Annotated in this window: 17 protein-coding genes; 7 read left to right on the top strand and 10 right to left on the bottom strand. The window is 36.4% G+C overall.

Translation table 11 applies throughout. The features are described 5' to 3' along the window. Positions 1 to 37 precede the first annotated feature (37 nt). The 4 genes from porK to topA form a co-directional block, all read right to left on the bottom strand. Positions 38 to 1615: a T9SS ring complex lipoprotein PorK/GldK gene (gene porK / locus A8143_RS15640; protein ID WP_070138552.1), complete on the bottom strand. Its 1578-nt coding sequence runs from the start codon at positions 1613 to 1615 to the stop codon at positions 38 to 40. Positions 1616 to 1724: 109 nt separating this feature from the next. Beyond that, positions 1725 to 2714, bottom strand: a complete 990-nt coding sequence (locus A8143_RS15645; RefSeq protein WP_083261422.1) for a PorP/SprF family type IX secretion system membrane protein — start codon at positions 2712 to 2714, stop codon at positions 1725 to 1727. 125 nt (positions 2715 to 2839) lie between these two features. After that, positions 2840 to 4003 (bottom strand): formimidoylglutamase, encoded by a 1164-nt coding sequence (locus A8143_RS15650; protein WP_070138554.1) that lies wholly within the window; start codon positions 4001 to 4003, stop codon positions 2840 to 2842. 34 nt (positions 4004 to 4037) lie between these two features. After that, positions 4038 to 6344 (bottom strand): type I DNA topoisomerase, encoded by a 2307-nt coding sequence (gene topA / locus A8143_RS15655; RefSeq protein WP_070138555.1) that lies wholly within the window; start codon positions 6342 to 6344, stop codon positions 4038 to 4040. A gap of 241 nt (positions 6345 to 6585) precedes the next feature. Here topA and miaB point away from each other — a divergent pair, with 241 nt between their 5' ends. The 7 genes from miaB (at position 6586) to groL (ending at position 13346) form a co-directional block, all read left to right on the top strand. Next, a complete protein-coding gene (miaB, locus tag A8143_RS15660) occupies positions 6586 to 8013 on the top strand; it encodes a tRNA (N6-isopentenyl adenosine(37)-C2)-methylthiotransferase MiaB (protein ID WP_070138575.1) in 1428 nt (475 codons plus the stop codon). Positions 8014 to 8016: 3 nt separating this feature from the next. Then, entirely contained in the window at positions 8017 to 9264 is a 1248-nt protein-coding gene (locus A8143_RS15665) for a sigma-54 interaction domain-containing protein (protein ID WP_070138556.1), read from the top strand. A gap of 26 nt (positions 9265 to 9290) precedes the next feature. Beyond that, positions 9291 to 9788, top strand: coding sequence for an LPS assembly lipoprotein LptE (gene lptE / locus A8143_RS15670; RefSeq protein WP_139134398.1), 498 nt, complete (start codon positions 9291 to 9293; stop codon positions 9786 to 9788). Continuing rightward, a complete protein-coding gene (locus tag A8143_RS15675; protein WP_217494824.1) occupies positions 9782 to 10894 on the top strand; it encodes a tetratricopeptide repeat protein in 1113 nt (370 codons plus the stop codon). Before lptE ends, A8143_RS15675 begins: the two co-directional genes overlap by 7 nt. 1 nt (position 10895) lies before the next feature. Beyond that, complete coding sequence (gene secG, locus A8143_RS15680; RefSeq protein ID WP_070138559.1) at positions 10896 to 11234, top strand: preprotein translocase subunit SecG; 339 nt, start codon at positions 10896 to 10898, stop codon at positions 11232 to 11234. Positions 11235 to 11409: 175 nt separating this feature from the next. Next, positions 11410 to 11676, top strand: a complete 267-nt coding sequence (locus A8143_RS15685) for a co-chaperone GroES (protein ID WP_070138560.1) — start codon at positions 11410 to 11412, stop codon at positions 11674 to 11676. 35 nt (positions 11677 to 11711) lie between these two features. Further along, positions 11712 to 13346, top strand: coding sequence for a chaperonin GroEL (gene groL / locus A8143_RS15690; protein ID WP_070138561.1), 1635 nt, complete (start codon positions 11712 to 11714; stop codon positions 13344 to 13346). A gap of 270 nt (positions 13347 to 13616) precedes the next feature. On the opposite strand, the gene A8143_RS15695 is transcribed toward groL, so the two are convergent. From A8143_RS15695 to A8143_RS15720, 6 genes are all read right to left on the bottom strand, one after another. Continuing rightward, positions 13617 to 16817 (bottom strand): T9SS type A sorting domain-containing protein, encoded by a 3201-nt coding sequence (locus tag A8143_RS15695; protein ID WP_083261423.1) that lies wholly within the window; start codon positions 16815 to 16817, stop codon positions 13617 to 13619. Between the two features lie 197 nt (positions 16818 to 17014). Continuing rightward, on the bottom strand, positions 17015 to 17428 hold the full coding sequence (locus tag A8143_RS15700; protein ID WP_070138563.1) for a response regulator: 414 nt from the start codon (positions 17426 to 17428) through the stop codon (positions 17015 to 17017). An 89-nt stretch (positions 17429 to 17517) separates the two neighbouring features. Continuing rightward, positions 17518 to 18114, bottom strand: a complete 597-nt coding sequence (locus tag A8143_RS15705; RefSeq protein WP_070138564.1) for a sugar transferase — start codon at positions 18112 to 18114, stop codon at positions 17518 to 17520. Next, the gene (locus A8143_RS15710) at positions 18114 to 19331 is read right to left on the bottom strand and encodes a DegT/DnrJ/EryC1/StrS family aminotransferase (RefSeq protein ID WP_070138565.1); all 1218 of its coding nucleotides are present in this window, start codon (positions 19329 to 19331) and stop codon (positions 18114 to 18116) included. Before A8143_RS15710 ends, A8143_RS15705 begins: the two co-directional genes overlap by 1 nt. A gap of 18 nt (positions 19332 to 19349) precedes the next feature. Beyond that, a complete protein-coding gene (locus A8143_RS15715) occupies positions 19350 to 20579 on the bottom strand; it encodes a glycosyltransferase family 4 protein (protein ID WP_070138566.1) in 1230 nt (409 codons plus the stop codon). After that, positions 20576 to 21841, bottom strand: a complete 1266-nt coding sequence (locus tag A8143_RS15720) for an O-antigen ligase family protein (protein ID WP_070138567.1) — start codon at positions 21839 to 21841, stop codon at positions 20576 to 20578. Before A8143_RS15720 ends, A8143_RS15715 begins: the two co-directional genes overlap by 4 nt. Positions 21842 to 22332 lie beyond the last annotated feature (491 nt).

The following is a 22332-nucleotide window of genomic DNA, read 5'->3' on the forward strand; positions in this document are numbered from 1 at the left end:
GTTTAACATTTATTTATTTGGTTATTTATTTGATTGCTTACTGTAATTCGATATCCGAACGTAGCTCTTCGCCACCTTCATTTTCGAATGGATCACCGCCTCGTCCAATGTGTGTTTGTACACATCTGAAACCTACATAAGACTTAGCTGTATCTTGATACTCGTAAGTTCTTGTTCCTGTTTGCAGATAATACCCGATATCTTTCCAAGATCCTCCTCGTATAACTTTTCGTTTCATTGAAGGTGGATCCCAATCCATAGCGTGGTATCTATATTCCGGACTTAAATCATGTGTAAACTCATAGACTGATTCGTCAAATGCAGTCTCTGTCCATTCAGCTACATTTCCAGCCATACAATAAAGACCATATCCATTAGGATTGTAAGAATAAGCTTTTACCGTATAAAAACCACCATCGTCAAAATATCTACCTCGCATGGGTTTAAAGTTCCCTAACATACATCCACCTGAGTTTCTGATATAAGGACCTCCCCAAGGATAAGGGCTATGTTTTAGATTTCCTCGAGCAGCGTATTCCCACTCCCCTTCGTTTGGCAATCTAAAATCTTGTACCCATAGTGAACCGACATTGTGTAACCAGCTGTTCAACTTTTGCGTTCTCCAAATCGCGAATGCTTTTGCTTGCACCCAAGTTACACCTACCACAGGGTAATTGTCATAAGCTGGATGCCAGAAATACATATTCGTCATTGGATCGTTAAATGAATAAGTAAAATCTCTTACCCAGCAAAGTGTATCTGGATAAACATTAATCACTTCATCAATAATAAAACGACTTCGATCTTCATGTGAACGTAAAGCATTGTTTTGACCTTTTTTATTGAAGTATCCTAAGTCTAAATCCTGTCCTACAGGCTCACCAGTGAACGGGTGTTCAGGATTCTTTAATGCTCTATGCTGAGGATCTAAAGATGGATTAGTTAAGTTACCTGCCGGCGTATAACCATTTCGAACGATATTTGGACGACCTTTACGGGCAGCTTCCTGTAGATCAATCCAATAATATCTAAACTTCAATTTTCGTGTATCTATCTCTCTTCTTTTGTAAAAACGCTCATTAGGACGTAAATACATGTCTGAAATTAGTGGAATGATTTGCTCATCATCGATTCCTTTAACACGCCATGAAAGTGAGAATAACTCTCTATTGATATAAGGTTCTGACGGGTCGAATTCTTTCCATTCCAGATTTACTTCATCATAGTAAATATCTGGATGATTTAACATGTCTCCAATAACCTCCTCATCAATACCATTACTTCCTGTAGGATCGGTATTCTCATATACTTTTTCTAAAAAGATTGAATCTCTTACCCAGTATACAAACTCACGATATTCATTATTCGTAATCTCAGTTTGATCCATATACATTGCGTGAATTGACACAACGTGCGAACGTGACTGATGCAAGAATGGAACATCTTCATCGCTACTTCCCATAGTGTAAGATCCCGAAGGGATATACACCATTCCTAGAGGAATCTCTGGAAAAAAGACTTTTCTTCCCTGCACTCCGAGCAAGTGCCCAGATCCCGAATTACAACTTGAAAACAAGAGCGTAATTCCAACTACAAAAACCATTAATTTTTTCATGCTACCTTTGTTTTTTCTACCAATCTTTACCTTTCGACTATCAGGACTTAATAAGGGTTAGGTCTTCTATTAACGAGAGTAATTTAATTAGGTTACATTTTTTTTTGAACTATTGTAAAATAAACGGGTTACCATGTCTAGGCACTACCGGCTCTGGAGGGAACATACAATAATTCAACATTAACTCATGTGTTCCTTTACCGTAAGTATTTAATGGGTTAGTCATGATATCAAAAGAGTATCCAAACTTCAACATATCTTGATTAACATTTGCTTTTGGCGAGAAACCATATCCAACCATTAAAGCAATTGCATCAGAATAACGATAAGTTGCTCCACCCCAGAAATAAGAAGCGTTATTCATCCAATAATTAGCCAATACGTTTACATCAAAAACCATTGAAGCTCCATCGGCTTTTAACAACACACTTGGTTTTAAATCAAACTGATTTCTTGTACCAATCAACTCCTGCATATCCACAGTATAACCAGCCAAAACATAGTAATGACGAGCGACGCTAAAACTTACTTTAGATAAATCAGCAGGCGCTAAGTGAGTAGTTGATAAACCCACATAATACGGCAAGTTTTTTCCGTACCAAAACAAACCGAAGTTCATATCAAATCCTGTTGCTGCAACTTGGTTATTAATAGAACTAATTGCTGGATCCGCATCTGCAGGGGTCTGAGGAGGAACCCAATTCGGACTAAAACCAACATTAATTAAGCCTAATCCAACACCACCACTTAATGTTCCATAATCAGTTGGATAATGATAAGCTCCATTCACTGTTAAGTTATTGCTTCTAGAAAACCCAATAGCATCATTCATGAAAGACAAACCTACACCTATCGCACCTGGCCCCAACTGCACTTGCTGCAAATTCCCTTGAGCATTGAACAAGGTTGTATTCGGCGCGTCTTGTACTCGATCCCACTGATTTCTGTAAATCAACGTTCCGCAATATCCTCGCGTACCTGTTGTAGCAGGATTATACGACATGCGATCGAACATGTAATGTGTAAATTGTTTATCCTGCTGACCGTAAGCAAAACCTACTGACAAGCAACACAATACAAAAGATAAAACTCTCTTCATAAATTAGTTTTTTCTATACCATTTAATGCCGGAACACTCCAACAAGTGGCTAAAATAAATAAAAATTATTGAAAATTAGATTTTTTTCACAAAGTATTTTAAAATTATTTAACACTCTAAATATATTACACCAATTTTTTATAAGTTCTTAACCACAGATTAGGTAGTTCATTCTTTAAGGCGTTCTCATAATCCTCGTAATTACAAGGAACAAGCAGGTGTCTTTGCAACTTCATTCCTTCTAATTTGGGGTAAGGAACTTCGAGCCACCAACGATTACTTTTGTTGCTTTTGTAAAAAATAATCTCATCACGAAAATCATCTATATTCACACGATATTTTAAATATGCTGATTTAGAACCTATTGGGTAATCCTCTTTTCTCAAGTTATAACCCTCTATGAAATACCACAACATTTGTGACATTAAATTAATGTCGCTGTTATAATTCTGATCGTTTGGACTAAAATTAAACAAACCTAGACTGGTTAATTTATCACTTAAACCTGCATACCTTAAAATGCGGCATGCATCTTCACCATAGAAACCGTTAGGAAGATGACTACTATTACTTTTATAATCAGAAGAGCGAATTGCATTCATATCAAAACTTAAGATATCAGCATTTCGAAGGAGTGGTTCAACCATTTTCTCATTGGTATAAAATTCACCCAAACGATAAGCATCGAAATACAATTCTTCTAAGAGATCGAGTTCTTTTGTGTTCACGAGGTAAGATTGATATCCTAACAATGAAAAATTGAATAGATAATTTGGTTTATGAAGAACAATTTTATTGATCCAACTATCAGCGTAAATCCCTTCATCTGGATCTCCTAAATCGAGTGCGGCGTCTACAGCAATCAAATTAATCGTTTGCTCCAATTTTTCATAAGCCTGATAAACCGCATAGTTTAAATCTTGACTTCCACCGACAACAATTGGAAAAACCTCATGTTTGACCAGCTCGGTTACAACATCCTTTAAAGCAACATATGTATCTTGTACAGATTGACCTGGTTTAATAACCCCCAAATCATAAATAGGAACATGCCAATGTCCCGGATAAAGTTGATAGAATGAGTTTTTAAACCCATCAATCCACTGGGTGTTTTCTTGATTTAAATCCGAGTTTCTATATTCAGGCACAGTGATAATAGCGATACTTTTGGACGCTATTGATTCAAATCCTGCAGTTTTACAATCTATGATTTGATGGCCCAACTGTCCATCTTTAAAAACTATTTCTCTTTGGTCTGAATTGTTAAAGTAAATCCCCAAATCTTTCATTGGCACAATCTATTCGTTTAAATTGATTGTGAATTTACTTCTTTTTTGTTTTACGACGTGGTTTTGGTTGATTTTTTGAAATTTCTATGCACTCTTCGTAAGACAACTGTGCTGGCTCAACGTCTTTTGGTAATTTAAAATTTTTCTTACCAATTTTAAGGTACGCCCCATATCTTCCGTTTAACAGCTGCATCGTTTCATCCTCCGGAAATGTTTTTATCAACTTATTTCTGTCTTCTTCCCTTTTCTGCTCAATTAATTCTATGGCTCTATCAATCGTCATATTTTCAAGCGTATCACCATTCGCCTCTTTAATCGAAACAAACAATTTTTGCAACTGAACATAAGGACCGAATCGACCTTTGTTAATTTTCACATCTTGACCTTCGTACTCACCAATAACTTTTGGAAACTTAAACAACTCCATTGCTTCTTCTAGAGAAATAGTTTGGATGGATTGATCTTTTTGCAACGAAGCAAATTTTGGCTTTTCCTCATCATCCGACTCTCCTATTTGAACCATTGGACCAAAGCGACCAATTCTTGCATAAACATTCTTTCCAGACTTGGGATCAAGTCCTAACAACCTTTCTCCTGATGCCCTTTCTGAATTCTCGATAGTATCTTCAACTTTATCATGAAAAGGCCCATAAAATTCTGAAATCATTTTAGTCCATTGAACTAGACCGTTAGCAATATCATCAAATTCCTTTTCGACACTTGCGGTAAAGTTATAGTTCATCACTTGATCAAAATGTTCCATTAAGAACTCTGTCACAACCCGACCAATGTCTGTTGGCACCAATTTACCCTTATCACTACCCGTTTTTTCTTTTTTATTCAGCTCCTTAACACCATTTTTACCGAGTTCTACTACGCGATATTTTCTTTCTGTTCCTTCACGTTCTCCACGCTCAACATACCCTCTTTTCTGAATTGTAGAAATTGTAGGGGCATAAGTAGATGGTCGTCCAATGCCTAGCTCTTCCAATTTTTTAACCAAACTTGCCTCAACATAACGTGCTGGTGGACGAGAAAAACGTTCTGTGGAACTTATTAATTTCCGCACTAATACATCTCCTTCTGACATTGGCGGTAAAAGCCCTTCCATTTCATCTTCTTCTTCATCTATTTTTGATTCTAAATAAACTTTTAGAAAACCATCAAACAGTACAATTTCACCATTTGCTGAAAATTCTTTTCCTTGCGGAGCATCTATTTTAATCGCCGTTCGTTCCAATTTCGCTTCTGCCATTTGCGAAGCAATTGAACGTTTCCAAATTAATTGATACAGTCGCGCTTCATCTGAATCTGCATTTACTTCATGCAAGCTAAAATCAGTAGGCCTAATTGCCTCGTGCGCTTCTTGAGCAGAATTTGATTTATTTTTAAACTGTCTAAATTTAAAATACTCATTACCATATGCTGATTGAATCTCTTTCTTAGCTCCTTCTATAGCAGTTTCAGATAAATTCACTGAATCCGTTCTCATGTAAGTAATATGTCCGGCTTCATATAACCTCTGAGCTACCGACATTGTTCTTGATACTGAAAACCCCAATTTTAAACTAGCCTCCTGTTGCAAAGTTGAAGTTGTAAAAGGAGCGGCAGGATTCTTTTTAGCCGGTTTTTTGGTAATACTGTTTACCTTAAATGAATAACCATCACAATCCTCAACAAAGTTTTTGGCTTCTTCTATCGTTTGAAATTGGGCATTCAATTTTGCTTTAAGTGGAGATTTATCCACTAGAAACTCTGCATCCGTTCGGTAAAAACTTTCTGATTTAAACTTTTCAATTTCTTGCTCTCTTTCAACCACTAGACGAACTGCAACGGATTGAACTCGACCAGCTGAAAGTGAGGGCTTCACTTTTCGCCATAAAACTGGAGACAATTCAAAACCTACCAATCGATCTAACACACGTCTTGCTTGTTGTGCGTTCACCAAATCAACATCAATTTCGCGAGGATTTTCAATTGCGTTCAAAACCGCATTTTTAGTAATCTCATTAAAAGTAATTCGCTTGTAACCCTTTTTTTCTAGACCAAGAGCTTCTTTTAAATGCCATGAAATAGCCTCTCCTTCCCGGTCTTCATCGGACGCTAGCCAAACCGTTTCCACAGATTTAACCATTTTCTTTAGTTCCGTTATTACTTTTTTCTTATCTGGAGAAACAATATACTTCGGTTCGAATCCATTCTCGATATCAATCGACCCATCACCTTTTGCTAAGTCTCTTACATGCCCATAACTTGACATTACAACAAAATCTTTCCCTAAATATTTTTCAATTGTCTTTGCTTTTGCGGGTGACTCGACAATAACCAGATTCTTACTCATAACAGTTTCGGTGTTCTTGAATTCAATAAAATATAAAAGCTTGGTTTGCGGTGGTAAAATTAGGAATGATATTTAAATTTTTATTCAGTTTTTAACTTAAAATTGTTTTTGACACGTCTTATTATGAAATAATAAAAAAAATTAAAATCAAAAAAAATAGCGCTCTGCCATATTGTCAGCGTTCTTTTTATAGCTAGATTTGCATAAAAATTCAGCAATTAATTACGTGAAAGAATTGAAAATGGAAGAAAAGATAATTGAAGAATCGAAGCAGGGAACAGCAACTATGTTAGATAATGCTGTTGAGAATTCAGCGGGCAAAAAGCTTTATTTAGAAAGTTATGGATGCCAAATGAATTTTTCAGACAGTGAAATAGTTGCTTCAATTCTATCAGAGGAAGGTTATACAACTACCCGAAATTCAGAAGATGCTGATGTCATTTTGATGAACACATGTTCGATTCGAGAAAATGCTGAACAAAGAGTACGAAATAAATTAAGCCAATACAATAAACGTAAGAAACAAAACCCTTCGCTTGTGATTGGAGTGTTAGGCTGCATGGCAGAAAGACTTAAGAAAGATTTATTGGAGCAAGAAAAATTAGTTGATCTTGTTGCAGGTCCAGACGCATACCGTGACTTACCGAACTTGATTGACGATGTTGTTGGAGGTCAAAAGGCCGTAAATGTTTTATTATCACGCGAAGAGACCTATGCTGATATTGCTCCTGTAAGACTAGGAGAAGGAGGTGTCACAGCATTTATCTCAATTATGAGAGGGTGTGACAATATGTGTTCTTTCTGCGTTGTACCGTTTACAAGAGGTAGAGAAAGAAGTCGCGACCCAGAATCAATCGTTGCGGAGGCACAAGAACTATTTGATAAAGGTTATAGAGAAGTCACACTATTAGGCCAAAATGTTGATAGTTATAAATGGAACATTACCAAAAAAGGTGAAGTTATTGATGAAAGCAAGCCTGTGGTGACATTTGCAGGGTTATTAGAGAAAGTCGCTTTAGTCAACTCTGATTTACGTGTTAGGTTTTCGACATCACATCCAAAAGATATGACTGACGATGTTTTGCATACCATGGCGAAATATGAAAACCTTTGTAAATACATCCATTTACCCGTGCAATCTGGAAGTACCGATGTCTTAAAAAGAATGAACAGAGGGTATACGAGAGAATGGTATATGAATCGAATTAATGCCATTAAAACAATTCTACCGGGCACCTTTATCTCAACCGATATAATTACAGGATTTTGCGGTGAAACGGACGAAGACCATAAGGAAACATTAAGCTTAATGGAAGAGGTAGGATACGAATTCGCTTATATGTTCTTTTACTCGGAACGTCCTAAAACTTTGGCCGAGCGTAAATTTGAAGATGACATTCCTGAGGAAACTAAAAAACAACGATTATACGAAGTGCAAGAACTTCAATCCAAATTATCTTATGCTGCAAATGAAAAGTTAGTAGGACAAGTGTGTAAAGTTTTGGTTGAAGGGACTTCGAAACGTTCGGAAGACTATGTATACGGTAGAAATTCGCAGAACGTGACCACTATCTTCCCTAAAAACAACTATAAACCTGGCGACTATGTAAATGTAAAAATCACAGATTTTACTAGCGCAACAATAAAAGGAGTGCCAGTAGTCGAGTAAATTATGGACATTCAACAAATAAAACAACGTTTTGGGATAATCGGCAATTCATCTGCCTTAAATCAAGCATTGAATATTGCGACACAAGTTGCCCCCACTGACATAAGTGTTTTAATAACTGGTGAAAGCGGAACTGGTAAAGAAGTGATGCCTAAAGTTATCCATCAGTTGAGTGCGCGGAAACATGGCTCGTACATTGCTGTAAACTGCGGAGCAATTCCCGAAGGAACTATTGACAGTGAGCTTTTTGGACATGAAAAAGGATCATTTACAGGCGCCCATGACCAGCGTAAAGGTTATTTTGAAGTTGCTGACAACGGTACAATTTTTTTAGATGAAGTTGCAGAATTACCGTTAACCACTCAAGTCCGTTTACTACGCGTATTAGAGACAGGTGAATTCATTCGCGTTGGTTCATCAAAACCTATTAAAACGAATGTTAGAATTATAGCTGCAACAAATGAAAATATGTTTGAAGCGATTCAAAACGGAAAGTTCAGAGAAGATTTGTTCTATCGATTGAGTACAGTACCAATCAACCTTCCCCCATTAAGGCAACGCAAGGATGATATCCATTTACTCTTTCGCAAATTTGCATCAGATTTTGCTGAAAAATATCGGATGCCTGCAATACGATTAACAGATGAAGCTATTCATATGTTGAACAATTATACTTGGCCAGGGAATATTCGACAGTTAAAAAACGTAACAGAGCAAATTTCGGTTGTGGAAAACACGCGTGATATTGATGCAGTTGTATTAAGAAATTATTTACCTGATTATAGTGCTACTAATTTGCCAGTACTTTCAAAACAAGATAAGAACAATGGTGATTTTAGCGAGCGTGACCTTTTGTACAAGGTACTTTTTGACATGAAAAATGACTTGAGTGAGTTAAAGAAAATGGTCATAAACATGTTAAAAACTGGAACAGACGAAATGAGTTCCGCTGAAAAGAACGAAATGATCGCCAAGCTATACGACACTAATTCCACCGCTTCAACAGCTAAGTTATTAAGTGAACCTATCAGTTTTGAAGAAGACCCGGTAATCCATGACTCTAGCACATATGAAAATAGTTATGAAGAGCATGTAGAGGTTGAAGAGTCATTATCTCTTGAAGATCGAGAAAAAGAACTTATTCAGAAAGCACTTGAAAAGCATCGTGGTAAAAGAAAATATGCTGCGCAAGACCTAGGTATTTCTGAAAGAACCTTATACAGGAAAATTAAAGAGTATGATTTAAAATAAGGATTTGATTAATTCGTTTTAAAGCCATGAAGATAAAATCGTTATACCTAATAGTATTCAGCTTTATAGTTTCTTGCGCATCGGTTGATTACGGCATGCTAGATGGAAGTATTGATGCCGAAACCTTTTCTGTTGAATTATTCGAAGAACAAGCTGCAAACGCACCAGCCGGTTACGGTGCAACCTTCACGGATTTCTTGAAGGACTATATGATATCTAGAACAAAGCTAAATCTCTTAAATAAAGGCGCTGATATCGAAATTTATGGTAAAATATCCTATTATAATACTTCCCCTGTTTCCGTTCAATCAGACAATGTTGCCGCAGTCAATCGGTTAACGGTGAAAATAGATGTAACTGTAATAAACAATGTCAATGAAAATCAAAGTTTTGAATCTGTTTTCAGTCAAATATCAGACTTCGATTCAAATCAAGACTTGGCAAGTGTTCAGGATGAACTACTCGAAGATATTAATGGAAAACTATCACAAGACATCATTAACAAACTAACAAGTAATTGGTGATTTCAGGAGAAGACATAGCAAAATATATTTCAAATCCGGCTGCAATTTCAGCCGCTCATGTACTTGAATTAGAAAAGCTACTCATTAAACACCCTTATTCGAGCAGTTTACATTTATTGTATTTGAAAGGACTGGCCTTGCACAATCACTTGAATTTTGAAGAGAAATTAAAGTCAACCGCCATTCATAGTGCAGATCGTGCACATTTGTATCAACTGATTCATTCGGGCGAAGGCGATGTAAACGACAACGAAACACCAATCGTTGAGAACACGTCAACAAATCTTCAAGAAAAAGAGCCAGAAACAATTATTGAAGCAACACGAGTTAAGGAATCGGTGATTCAACCTAACGAACAAACTGATGAACCGACTAGTCAACAACCTTCTGAGAACTTAATCCAAGAGAATGAAAAAACTGAAGATGAGCCTGAGCAACGAAATGAAGCTCACGTATCGATTGAACAAACTGTTGTTCCAGAAGAAAAGAATTTTGACGAACTAGATGTAGACATAATCAATGCAGCCATAGATCAAGCGTATTTTGAAGAGCATCAATTGTCCGAAGAAGATGAAACCGATGCTGAAGAAAAAATCGCTACACATGTCTCAACTGAACAATCACCAGACAATGAAACAGGATTAGCAGATAAAAACTCTACCAAAACGAATGAAAAAGAAATTTCTACTGAAAATCTATCGTTCACTGCTTGGCTAAAATACAAACAGAATAATCCTACAGCAAGTGCTGAACCTTCTGAAAAAGAACTTAAAACGGCACCATCTCACGAAAAAGTAAGTGAGGAGCCGCAAAAAAATAAAAAAACTAAATCTGAGATTGACGCACTATTGGACAAGTTTATGAAGGAAGAACCAAGAATATCCAAGCCCATTAAAGAGTTCTACAACCCCGTTGATCACGCTAAAAAAAGCATAGAAGAAACAGACAATCTGGTAACAGAAACATTGGCAAAAATTCATGTCATGCAAAAGAATTATTCAAAAGCAATTACGGCTTATGAAAAATTAATTTTGCTATATCCAGAAAAAAAGACTTTCTTTGCAAGTCAAATTGAAAAAATTAGAGAAGAAATAAAAAATAAATAAAATGGGAGGAATATTAACTGTAGTTATTCTAATAGCTTGTATCGCATTAATCTTATTTGTTTTGGTTCAAAACCCAAAAGGAGGAGGTTTAAACGCTGAATTTGGTTCGGCAGTTCAATTAGGAGGAGCCAAAAGAGCCACAGACATATTAGAAAAAGGAACATGGGGTATTGCCATTGCTATTGGTCTATTCTGCTTAATTTTAGCAGCTGGAGGAAATAGCGTAATAGAATCAAGTGCAGAGGGAGGAATAAAAACCGAAGCAGGAGCAATTGAAACTACTGCACCTGAGACTGCTCCTGGAGCAAATCCGTTACCGGAACCAGTACAGCAGCCATAAGATTCCTAAAAACACATTCTATAAAATGTCAGTATGTCACAACATGCTGACATTTTTTTTTACAACAACAATAAAATTCCGCAAAATTGACACAAAATTTGCCATGTTATTAATTGGCATAAAATATGACTAATTGGAGTGAAATAAAATAAAATTAATCGTAAAAAATATAATTATGTTAAAACCATTAGCAGATAGAGTTCTTATCGAAGCTGCGCCAGCAGAAGAGAAGACGGCTAGCGGAATTATAATTCCCGACACAGCCAAAGAAAAACCGTTAAAAGGTAAAGTAATAGCAGTTGGACCTGGAAAAACGGACGAGCCGATGACGCTAAAAGTAGGTGACACAGTATTGTATGGACAATATTCTGGTACTGAAATCAAACTAGATGGTTCGAACTATTTAATTATGCGCGAGTCTGACGTATACGGAGTGCTTTAATTAACGAGTATTAACACAATTAAACAAAATTAAAAATGGCAAAAGAAATTATATTTGATATTGATGCAAGAGACCGCTTAAAAAAAGGTGTAGATGCATTAGCTAACGCAGTAAAAATCACATTAGGGCCAAAAGGTCGAAATGTTATTATTGATAAAAAATTTGGTGCCCCTCATATCACAAAAGACGGTGTTTCAGTAGCAAAAGAAGTGGAACTGAGCGACAGCGTTGAGAACATGGGAGCTCAAATGGTTAAAGAAGTTGCTTCAAAAACAGCTGATATTGCTGGAGACGGAACGACAACGGCAACGGTTTTAGCACAAGCTATTATCTCTGCTGGTTTGAAAAACGTTGCAGCCGGAGCAAATCCGATGGATTTAAAAAGAGGTATTGACAAAGCTGTTGACGCTATTGTTGAAAACCTAAGAGCACAATCACAAGAAGTGGGTTCTGATAACGGCAAAATCGAGCAAGTTGCTACCATTTCGGCAAACAATGACAACTCAATCGGAAAGTTAATTGCTGAAGCAATGAAAGTTGTTGGCAACGAAGGCGTAATTACTGTTGAAGAGGCAAAAGGAACTGAAACAGAAGTAAAAACTGTTGAAGGAATGCAATTTGACAGAGGATATTTATCGCCATATTTTGTAACAAATGCCGACAAAATGATTGCGGAATTAGAAAACCCGTACATCTTAATTTACGATAAAAAGATTTCTAATATTCAAGAGATTTTACCAATATTAGAGCCTGTTGCTCAGTCTGGTAAACCATTATTAATTATCGCGGAGGATATTGATGGAACAGCATTGTCTACATTGGTAATAAACCGTTTGAAAGCAGGTTTGAAAATTGCTGCTGTGAAAGCTCCAGGCTTTGGTGACAGAAGAAAAGCGATGCTAGAGGATATTGCAACATTAACCGGAGGAATTGTAATTTCTGAAGAACAAGGGTTAAAATTAGAAAACGCGACAATTGAAAACCTAGGAACTGCGGAGAAAGTTGATATTGACAAAGACAATACAACTATTGTAAACGGTCAAGGAGACAAAGCGCTAATCGATGCACGTGTCAACCAAATTAAAGCACAAATTGAAACAACCACTTCTGATTACGATCGTGAAAAATTACAAGAACGATTAGCTAAACTATCTGGAGGTGTTGCAGTATTATATGTTGGTGCCGCAACTGAGGTTGAGATGAAAGAGAAAAAAGATCGTGTTGACGATGCTTTATCAGCAACTCGAGCAGCTGTTGAAGAAGGAATTGTACCTGGAGGTGGAGTTGCTTTAATTCGTGCCATTTCAGCTTTAGACAATTTAGCAGGTGACAATGCAGACGAAACTACAGGTATTGCAATTGTAAAAAGAGCAGTTGAAGAGCCATTACGTCAAATTGTTATCAACGCAGGTGTTGAAGGCGCTGTAATTGTTCAAAAGGTAAGAGAAGGAAAAGGGGATTTCGGATACAATGCTAGAACAGAAGTGTTTGAAAACCTTTTAGATGCTGGTGTAATTGACCCAACAAAAGTTACGCGTATTGCAATTGAAAATGCAGCGTCAATTTCTTCTATGCTATTGACTACCGAATGTGTCATCGCTGACATTCCAGAAGAGGAGCCAGCAGGACATATGGGCGGAGGAATGCCAGGAGGAATGCCGATGATGTAAAACTAGAATTGTTTTCTAGACGGTCCGTTTTTCCCACCTCAGCTGTGGATAGAACGGAACGGCAATATATAATGATCCCGTCTCAAAATTATGAGGCGGGATTTTTCTTTTCTGGGCGTTCCCATGTTTCCAGTAAGCTGTCAAAATATTGTATTGAAAACATGGTCAGGCTTTCCGCACTCGCTTCTGTCTGTCCGTCTGAGACGGACGAACAAACAGAGAGCTCAAACAATTACTTCAATCCTTAACGCAACTTCAAATTGCCTCAGGTTAGAAAATAACCTTGAACACATGTAACGTTTCCTCTTCTCCGCTCAACCTCACAAAATATAAACCGTTTGATAAACCAAGATTCATATCGACCGATAAATTAGTTGAATTGTTAATCACTTGTTCTGTAATCAAACGTCCATTCGCATCAATTATCTGTGCTGATACAACGCTTTGGTTTAACGAATTTGAGATGTAGAACACATTGCTCATACGATCCAAATACCCCTCGAAATTAGACATATTATCCTCTTCTATAGACAACACAGTTGGAGAAACAATAAAAGTTGTATCCAATAAACAATCGTTTGCATCTTTAATTTCAACACTGTAATCACCTGCATCTAATCCAGTTAAACTACTTGTATTCTCACCACAATCCCATGTATAATCATAAGGTTCAACACCACCGGTCACAGCTACTTCAATTGCACCATCAGTTCCATCAAACTCATCAATAATCATTGCATCTACGGCGAGAGCACTCGGTTGATTAATCAAAATGCCAAACTCCGTTTGTCCACACAAATCATCATAATCTATCAATTCCAAAACATAAGCTCCTGAAGACAAACTATCAATTATTAGCGGATTAGCAGCGTCAAAATCACTAACCGTTTCACCCTCATAGGTAAGACTATAAACCACCATTTCTTCTCCTAAATCAATTTCTATCGAACCATTCTCTCCATTATGGCAAGTTACATTTTCTTTAAACGGGTACAATTCCCTTCCAATATGTAAATTGAAACGAGGGGCATAAGTTGAATCAACCATGTAAAACGTGAGCGGAGCCCCTTCTTCGACAGAATAGAATTCTCCAGTATACACATCTTCAACCATCATGCACGGTACACCCAATTCAAAGATTTGATGAAAAGACAACTCATATTCTCCCGATTCAAAAACGATAACACGCATAGGTAAAACCCAAGTTTCATTACCCTTATCAAAAGATTGTATTGCAAAATCTTGACCATCCTCATTCATTAATGACAATTGAGGTTGCGATCCCCAACCACCGAACAAATCAAGCGCATCATAAGCATATTCCATTTCCAAACTAGCACCGTCAACATGTCTTAAAACAGCTTGATCTTCCTTATCAAAACCATTAATTTTAACAGTCATACCAGCACTTAATTCGGTTGGTTCATAAAAAACTGCATCAACATTTGACTTAACTCCTTCCTTAACTGACAATTCTGGATCAGCTGCAATAGCTTGCACCCAAAATGACTGCTGAGACGCAATATATTTACTACCACCATTAACACCTGCTCCCGCTACATAAGCTGCGTATAGTTTTGTATCTGGATCCTGAATATAAATAGCGTTTGCCATATTTGTTTTTACCCAATCAGCATCATCCCAGTTTATAGTGGAAGCGTAAGGATTTCCGACCAAATTCCATCCATCTTCACTTGGCGTACCGGAAAAAGTATAAGTTACAGGAAGCGCGATATTTCCTTGATTTGCCGGTCCTGTTAAATCCACTTTAAAGGCATCCGTACCGGTGATTGTATCCCCTGACCAAACTTGATAACCTTGTCCTACTTCAATAATCTGTTCAACACTTTCGCAAAACACGTATCCTTCACCTGGCGGGAGAGATTCATCATAAGAAGCAATTGAATTGAAGGGAAAAGAAGGATAATGAGCACCTTCAAATCCAGAAGTAGTAAAATCATCGAGGTACTGTTGAACTTTAGGGTTTTCAACTGCACTAGCAAAATATCTCCAATACGTTTCTCCCGCATCGATATAGCGTTCCATGGTAATATCACCTTCAATACTATTTTCAAAAGAACAACCCGTTGCAATACTAGTATAAACAACTCCTGTAGTTGGATTTGGTCCATCTTCAAACAAAACATCCCCATCCTCATCTATAAGTGAGTAAGAGTTTTCATTCTCATAAGACCCGCTAATATATTCCAACATCAACTCCCGGTCTTTCGAAATATGAAATGTTGCTGAAGAAGCTTCATCGTGGCAACGAATTTCAGTTAGTAACTCTCCGTCCTCATATATATTTAAACTTGCTCCATTCCAACCGTCACCATAGGTATCTTCCATATTAACCGTATAAACACAAGTCGTTTTAATCTCATCAATTCTTCCAGTTTGAATCGCCGAAGAAGCGATTGTCAAACTATCATTTGTATATACAGTTCCTTTTTCTATTCTTAATGCGTTATTAATTGAAACCATACGATTCGTTATTGAAAAACCTGAGGACGAATTTGATTTTAAATTGTAGAAACTAGTTGGCTCTGTCGCATTAATTTCATGTAAACCGGTACCATTAAAACTTACTTCTCCTCCCAAATCTGTGAAAGAACCGGAAACATTTAAATCGCCATAAATTTTTAATTCACTCCATTCAAGCATCACTAAGTCCCCTACTACACTTACATTCTTTCCTACCGCTATACCATTCACTTCTGGATAATTTAACAAGCCGCTAGGAATAAGCACATCCATTTCATTATTTGGCACACCAGCCGACCAATTATCAGCATTAAACCAGTTAGAATTATCAGCGCCAGTCCAAACCGTTTCGTCTTGAAAAACAAATCGAATATGCGGCTTATAATTAACATTAAAAACAGGATTTAAACTACATCCAGAGCCATACGCAAACCATCCACCATAATATTTATAACCTCTGCTAGATGAAAAGATCCTCACCTGACCAGAGTTGTCTGAACCCTCAGGGATGGATGACCAACAAATTCTAATCACAATATTTTGACTTCCATTCCACTCAAATGGAGAGTCAAGCGTTAACATATCCCACCCACCAGCATTTGGATGGTAACTATCAATAGTTTTAACAGTTGTAAACCCACCTGCAGAAACACCATTTGCATTAGCTGCAGAAGTATGTTTAATTTGAATTTCGTAATCAGGTAAATTGTACACAGGTGCATTGGTCACAAAGAACCCCAATTGCGAGATTTCTCCTGCCCCTATTGCTCCAGCTGCTGTTAATTCCGCAGCGGTATATACAATATAGGAAGCATTTCGTCGCTCACCGATATTTATTGGTGAGCTTTGCGTGATTGTGTTTGTAGCGGTGCCAGTTCCGATATCAACAATTTGCCCCATAGAGGGTGCGGAAAAGAACATTATAAATAGAACTAAACTAAAGTTAAAACATTTGTCAACTTCTATATTTAAGCTTCTAATTTTCATGACGTTAGTTTTTCGTTTGTACTAATCTAGGTATATGTACCTACGAAGTACGTCATTATTCTTAGATGAATTTTATCAATTCGATTAAGCGACAAAAATGTTAGATTACAGGTAAATCCGATAGAACTTGTACGAACAAGTACGAATACACAAATCTGGCAGACAGTTTAATAAAAGAAACAAATCATATAAAACACTTAGAACTTAAGTGCTGGAAAATATTTGAGAACTTTTTGTTTGAAGAGCTCTAACTCAATCGGTTTTTTCAAGAATTCGGAGGCCGTATATTGTTTATCAAAACTTTCGTAATCTCTCATTTGTTGCGAACTTGTTACCACAAAAACCACAGGTTCAAAACCATCATCATATTCATCAGCAACAGAATCGATGAACTCAAAACCATCAATAACGGGCATATTAATATCAAGCAAGATTAAATCCGGTAAACTTTGACTATCAGATGTGTTTAGGATGAAATTTAATGCCTCGGAAGAATTATCATAAATATCAATGCGATCAAATAGATTGGAAGATTTTAACACTTCCTCTACTAAGAAAGCATCTACTTCAGAATCATCAACTAACATCACTGATATTTGTTCCTTACCCATTTTAACTTTTGTTTTTAAATTCCCGCAAATTTACTGACAATTTGAAACTTTCTTAAAAAAGTAAACGAAAGATTTAATTAAAAACAGTATTAATTTAGAATTCTTAAGAGTGTATTAATAATTAATTTACAATCCGTTAACACACTCCTTTCTTCTATATACTTTCGATTGAGCGCTAATTTTGCTGGCATTATTTCTTTAATATACGTATTATTTGGATCATTGGATTGGCCAAGAATTTTCTGTTCATCTATATATTCAAGAGAGGCATAATCTGTCAAACCAGGTTTTACGCGTAATACTTCTCGCTGTTCTGTTGAATAAAGCGCGACATATTTTGGAACTTCTGGTCGGGGACCTACAACAGACATATCCCCCTTTAAAATATTAAATAATTGAGGGATTTCATCAATTTTATATTTACGAATAAAACGTCCTACTGAAGTTACACGATTATCGTTACCGATTGTAATTTGACCTTGTTTATCTGCATTAACGCGCATGGACCGGAACTTATACAATTTAAATTCTACTCCATTTAAACCAACACGAATTTGTTTATAGAAAGGCCCTCCCTTACTATCAATTGAAATCCATAGCGCAATTATTAGCAAAATAGGACTCAATACTAGAAGTGCTATCAGCGAAGCTATAAAATCAAATATTCTTTTAAGAATGCTATACATCAATTTAAAACTGTTTCAACGGCTTCAACTACTGCGCTTGTAACTTTAACCAAATCAGAATTTGAAAGTGAGAAATAAACTGGTAGTGTAATTTCATTCGAATATTTTGCATACGCTATTGGATAATCCTCCATTTTATACCCTCTCGATTTGTATGCTGTGAGTAACGGTAATGGTTGGAAATGAACATTTACTGATACCATCCGGTCAAAAACTCCTTTTATAATTTCATCTCGCTGTTCTTCGCTAATATTTTTAATCCGAAGCATATAGAGATGGTAAGACGATTCTGAATTCTCGACTTTAAAAGTTGGTCGGATAGCCCAGCTGTATTTTTCAAAAACGGATTCATAGTGTTTAAAAATAGCTTTTCTTCTTTCAAGGTTAGAGGCATAACGTTCAAGCTCAACCAATCCAATGGCTGCTTGGATGTCCATCATATTGCATTTAAACCCTGGTTCAATTACATCATAGCGCCAATTTCCGCCGCCTGCTTTTGATTTCGCTAACGCATCTTTAGACTGACCGTGTAACGATTTTATGTTCAGTTCTTGATAGATTTGTTCAACATCAAAACAAGCTCCTAAATTCATTGCGACTGCGCCTCCTTCGGCAGTAGTTAAATTCTTTACCGCATGAAATGAAAAGACGGCGACGTCAGTGACAGCTCCAACCTGCCGCCCTTTGTATTTTGCTCCAATACTGTGCGCTGCATCAGCCATAACCAAAATTCGTCCAAGTTTAGTTTGATTTTCTGTTCTTGGCTGGAACATATTTAAAACAGACTCTTCCTTTACAAACTTCATCAGTTCGTCATAATCACAAGGCCATCCTCCTATATCAACGGGAATAATTGCTTTTGTTTTAGGGCTTACTGCAGCTTTGATTTTCTCCAAAGAAATGTTGAAGTCATCTTCATTGATATCCACCATGACAGGTGTTGCTCCACAATGCATTACCACATTTGCCGTCGCACAATAAGTATAGGCAGGTATAATTACTTCGTCACCCGGTTGAATTCCAAACCAACGCAACACGAGTTCCATTCCTGCGGTTGCCGAGTTTAGGCATATCACTTTTTCACATGTCAAATAGGTTGCCAGTTCATTTTCGAATTGTTTAGTTTTCGGTCCTGTAGTGATCCAACCTGACAATAACACTTCAGCGACTTTATCTACAATTTTTTGATCAATCCGAGGTGGAGAAAACGGTATCATAAACAAGTTTAAATAAAATTAATTTTTGGTCTCTTTTTTCAGCAAATATTGGTAAAATTCTTCTACTATCGTAGAACGATTAAAATTAGCCGAAACGTAATTGCGCCCATTTTTGCCTTTTGCAACAACTTCACTTTTTTGATTGAGGATTGTATTGATTTGGGAAACTAAATCATCGACATTTTCAGGTTCGAAATACCAACCACAATTACCTTGATCAATAAATAACTCTTTTGCCTCCCCGTTCACCCCCAATAAAATAGGTTTTTCCATTGCTAAAATTTCAAAGATTTTTGATGGAATTGCACCTTTAAACAACTCTAAATTCCTGAGTGGAACAATTGACACATCTATATCTTTAATTATACCAGCGATTTCTGTTCTACCAACAGCATCAGCAAAAATAACGTTATTGCAATTTAACGTCTTTTTTAGCCTTAGAAGTTCATCTTTTTGCGGACCGGAACCCATCAGCACAAATGAAATTTCTCTATTTTTCAGCTTTTCAGCAGCTTTAATAATAACTTCTAATCCTTGGGCATGCCCTAAAATCCCTCCATAAAAAAACAAAAGGTGATTTGAAGGAATTTGATATTTTTCTCGAAAGCCAACAGAAGAAATTTGAGTTGGTTGGTACCGATTTAAATCGACACCATTGGGTAACCAGAATACATCCCGATCGGGGAATCTTGTTTTTATACTCTTGACAATTCCTTGCGTTTGACCAGTAATCAGATAAGAGTTTTTATAAATTTTCGCTTCTAGATTGTACGCTAGTTTAAGAAAAAACTTATTTGAAACCAAACCCATTTTCTCAGCACTTTCAGGCCATAAATCAGAAACATTAAAGATTAATTTTGCTGAAAGCTTTCGACTTAATCGCATAGCTGTGTATCCTAAAAAAAGAGGTGGTGATTCACAGAGAATATAATCATAATTTCCCAATTTTTTACCAAGGGAATAAGCTGAAAAAACAAATGAAAAATAGTTTAACAACCTTTTAAAAATGCCTTTACTTTTGGTAACATAGATATTTGAACGGTAAATCTTTAGCCCTTCAATCATTTCTACCATTTTTTTCTTGCCTTCGTACTCTTTAAAAACCTCCATTTTAGGGTAGTTAGGCATTGCCGTAAGCACTTCTACATCCACGTTTTTATTTTTTAGTTGTAGAGCTAACTCAAACAACCTATTTTGAGGTGCACCTGTTTCGGGAGGAAAATATTGTGTTAAGATTAGTAATTTCATTTGGTGTTTTCAGTTGTAGGTTTATTGTTATTCATTTGATCTAGCCAAACCGTGGAAATAAACATGAAAAATACTATACCCCATTGACGTTCTAGGACTGATTCAAACAAACAAGCAAATGAAAAAAGTGCGATAATGGCAAGTAAGGAAAAATTATTTGACTTAAACCCCAAGTATCCCCAATAAAACAAAGAAGCAATCAAAAATAAACCACCTATAATTCCAATTGCAATAGACGTTTGCAGGTATTGGCAATGCGGGTTTAGTTGACGTTCCGCATAAACATCCATCCCTTTATCGCGATAAGTTTGCATTAAAACGTCTCTCATATCCCCTGTTCCTACGCCGAATGGATGCTTTTTTATAACTTCGGTACTTGTCATCCAAATTAGAATTCGTGAATCAATACTATTAATTTCATTTTTGGTTTTCTCGAAAAACTCTTCTGGGTTATTGAAATAGGAAGTCAGCTTTTCTTTCACTCCTTCATAGTCTGATTTTAAAAATGGCAAGGAATTAAAACTAATTAAAATTACACCCAATAAGCCAAGCGATCCGAACAAAGCAAGTTTATATTTTTTTCTTTGAATAGTATGTGCTAAAATAAGTACTGCGATCATGCCGATAAATCCAATCCACGGTCCTAATGAATAAAAGCGGTAAACCATGAAGAGTAGAACAAATGAAACAAATACCATCCCTATTTTACTCCATATTCCAGCGCTTATAAATGAAAAATTATACCACATTAAAACAATTGCTGAAATCATGTAAAGCGCAAGGTAAGTTGGGTGCATATTAAATGCTAAACGCACCCCTTGATAACATTGGGGATAACCAAATTCTTGAAAACAAATATTAGCATAATAATAGCAGCAAGGAATGGCAACTAAGCAGCCTAAAACAAGGCTAAATGAAATTAATTTAAGTGGTAAACCTGAGCTTCGTTTGGTACTTCCGTATATCAAAGGAAATAAGAAAAAGGTCATTCTAGTTTCTATATCATGTCCGCCATAATTAAAATTAGAAGTAAAAAAGAGACCAATTAAATAAAGACCAAACAAAATAGGCATTGGCCAATATTTTTTCTCAGGTAACTTTATTCCCACTTTAACCCAACTAAAAATAGCCACTAAACCAGACAAAAGAATGAGTAGTACAACTACCTTTTGATTTAAAGGCAAGAAAAAGGCTATAAGTGCCGCCAAAACACCCAAAAAGCCCTCAAAATTTTTCTCTATTTTATTTCCAAATATTAACACGGGGGTAAAAATAAGCTATATCAGCGGAACTAACGAATTAAAATTGGATTCGTGGGAATAATTCCTTCAGTTTTGATGACTATCGAAATTCAAATTGGCCTTTTGAAACAGTCGTAATAAATGGAATATGTAGTTGTCCGTAATTGTACCACTAAATTTTTTGACGATTGAATCTATGAAGTTTGAGTGTACTTATAGTATGGTAACTAATGGTTATCCGCAAAGATACCACTATATGTAAAATGGTATTTTATTTTAAAATCTGCGCGTTAGGGATTGGAGCAATTGTTTGAGCTCTTTGTCCGTCCGTCTGAGACGGACGGAGGAACAAAAGCGAGTGTGTAAAGCCCGCCCCATTCGAAAAGCAATTTCGAATGGGGAACGCCCTACAAAACCCATCGAACGCATCAAAACTACCCTTACAGACTCACAAACAATCACTTACAAATATTTTTCTTTTTCTCTTCCTGTAAAACCCTTATTAAATTTCC

It is taken from the genome of Crocinitomix algicola, assembly GCF_001661595.2.
In the GTDB taxonomy this organism is placed as follows: domain Bacteria; phylum Bacteroidota; class Bacteroidia; order Flavobacteriales_D; family Crocinitomicaceae; genus Crocinitomix; species Crocinitomix algicola.

Bases quoted from the DNA above. Each gene is read 5' to 3' on its own strand.
- porK (WP_070138552.1), bottom strand. From the start codon at position 1,615: ATGAAAAAATTAATGGTTTTTGTAGTTGGAATTACGCTCTTGTTTTCA.
- A8143_RS15645 (WP_083261422.1), bottom strand. From the start codon at position 2,714: ATGAAGAGAGTTTTATCTTTTGTATTGTGTTGCTTGTCAGTAGGTTTT.
- A8143_RS15650 (WP_070138554.1), bottom strand. From the start codon at position 4,003: ATGAAAGATTTGGGGATTTACTTTAACAATTCAGACCAAAGAGAAATA.
- topA (WP_070138555.1), bottom strand. From the start codon at position 6,344: ATGAGTAAGAATCTGGTTATTGTCGAGTCACCCGCAAAAGCAAAGACA.
- miaB (WP_070138575.1), top strand. From the start codon at position 6,586: ATGGAAGAAAAGATAATTGAAGAATCGAAGCAGGGAACAGCAACTATG.
- A8143_RS15665 (WP_070138556.1), top strand. From the start codon at position 8,017: ATGGACATTCAACAAATAAAACAACGTTTTGGGATAATCGGCAATTCA.
- lptE (WP_139134398.1), top strand. From the start codon at position 9,291: ATGAAGATAAAATCGTTATACCTAATAGTATTCAGCTTTATAGTTTCT.
- secG (WP_070138559.1), top strand. From the start codon at position 10,896: ATGGGAGGAATATTAACTGTAGTTATTCTAATAGCTTGTATCGCATTA.
- A8143_RS15685 (WP_070138560.1), top strand. From the start codon at position 11,410: ATGTTAAAACCATTAGCAGATAGAGTTCTTATCGAAGCTGCGCCAGCA.
- groL (WP_070138561.1), top strand. From the start codon at position 11,712: ATGGCAAAAGAAATTATATTTGATATTGATGCAAGAGACCGCTTAAAA.
- A8143_RS15695 (WP_083261423.1), bottom strand. From the start codon at position 16,817: ATGAAAATTAGAAGCTTAAATATAGAAGTTGACAAATGTTTTAACTTT.
- A8143_RS15700 (WP_070138563.1), bottom strand. From the start codon at position 17,428: ATGGGTAAGGAACAAATATCAGTGATGTTAGTTGATGATTCTGAAGTA.
- A8143_RS15705 (WP_070138564.1), bottom strand. From the start codon at position 18,114: ATGTATAGCATTCTTAAAAGAATATTTGATTTTATAGCTTCGCTGATA.
- A8143_RS15710 (WP_070138565.1), bottom strand. From the start codon at position 19,331: ATGATACCGTTTTCTCCACCTCGGATTGATCAAAAAATTGTAGATAAA.
- A8143_RS15715 (WP_070138566.1), bottom strand. From the start codon at position 20,579: ATGAAATTACTAATCTTAACACAATATTTTCCTCCCGAAACAGGTGCA.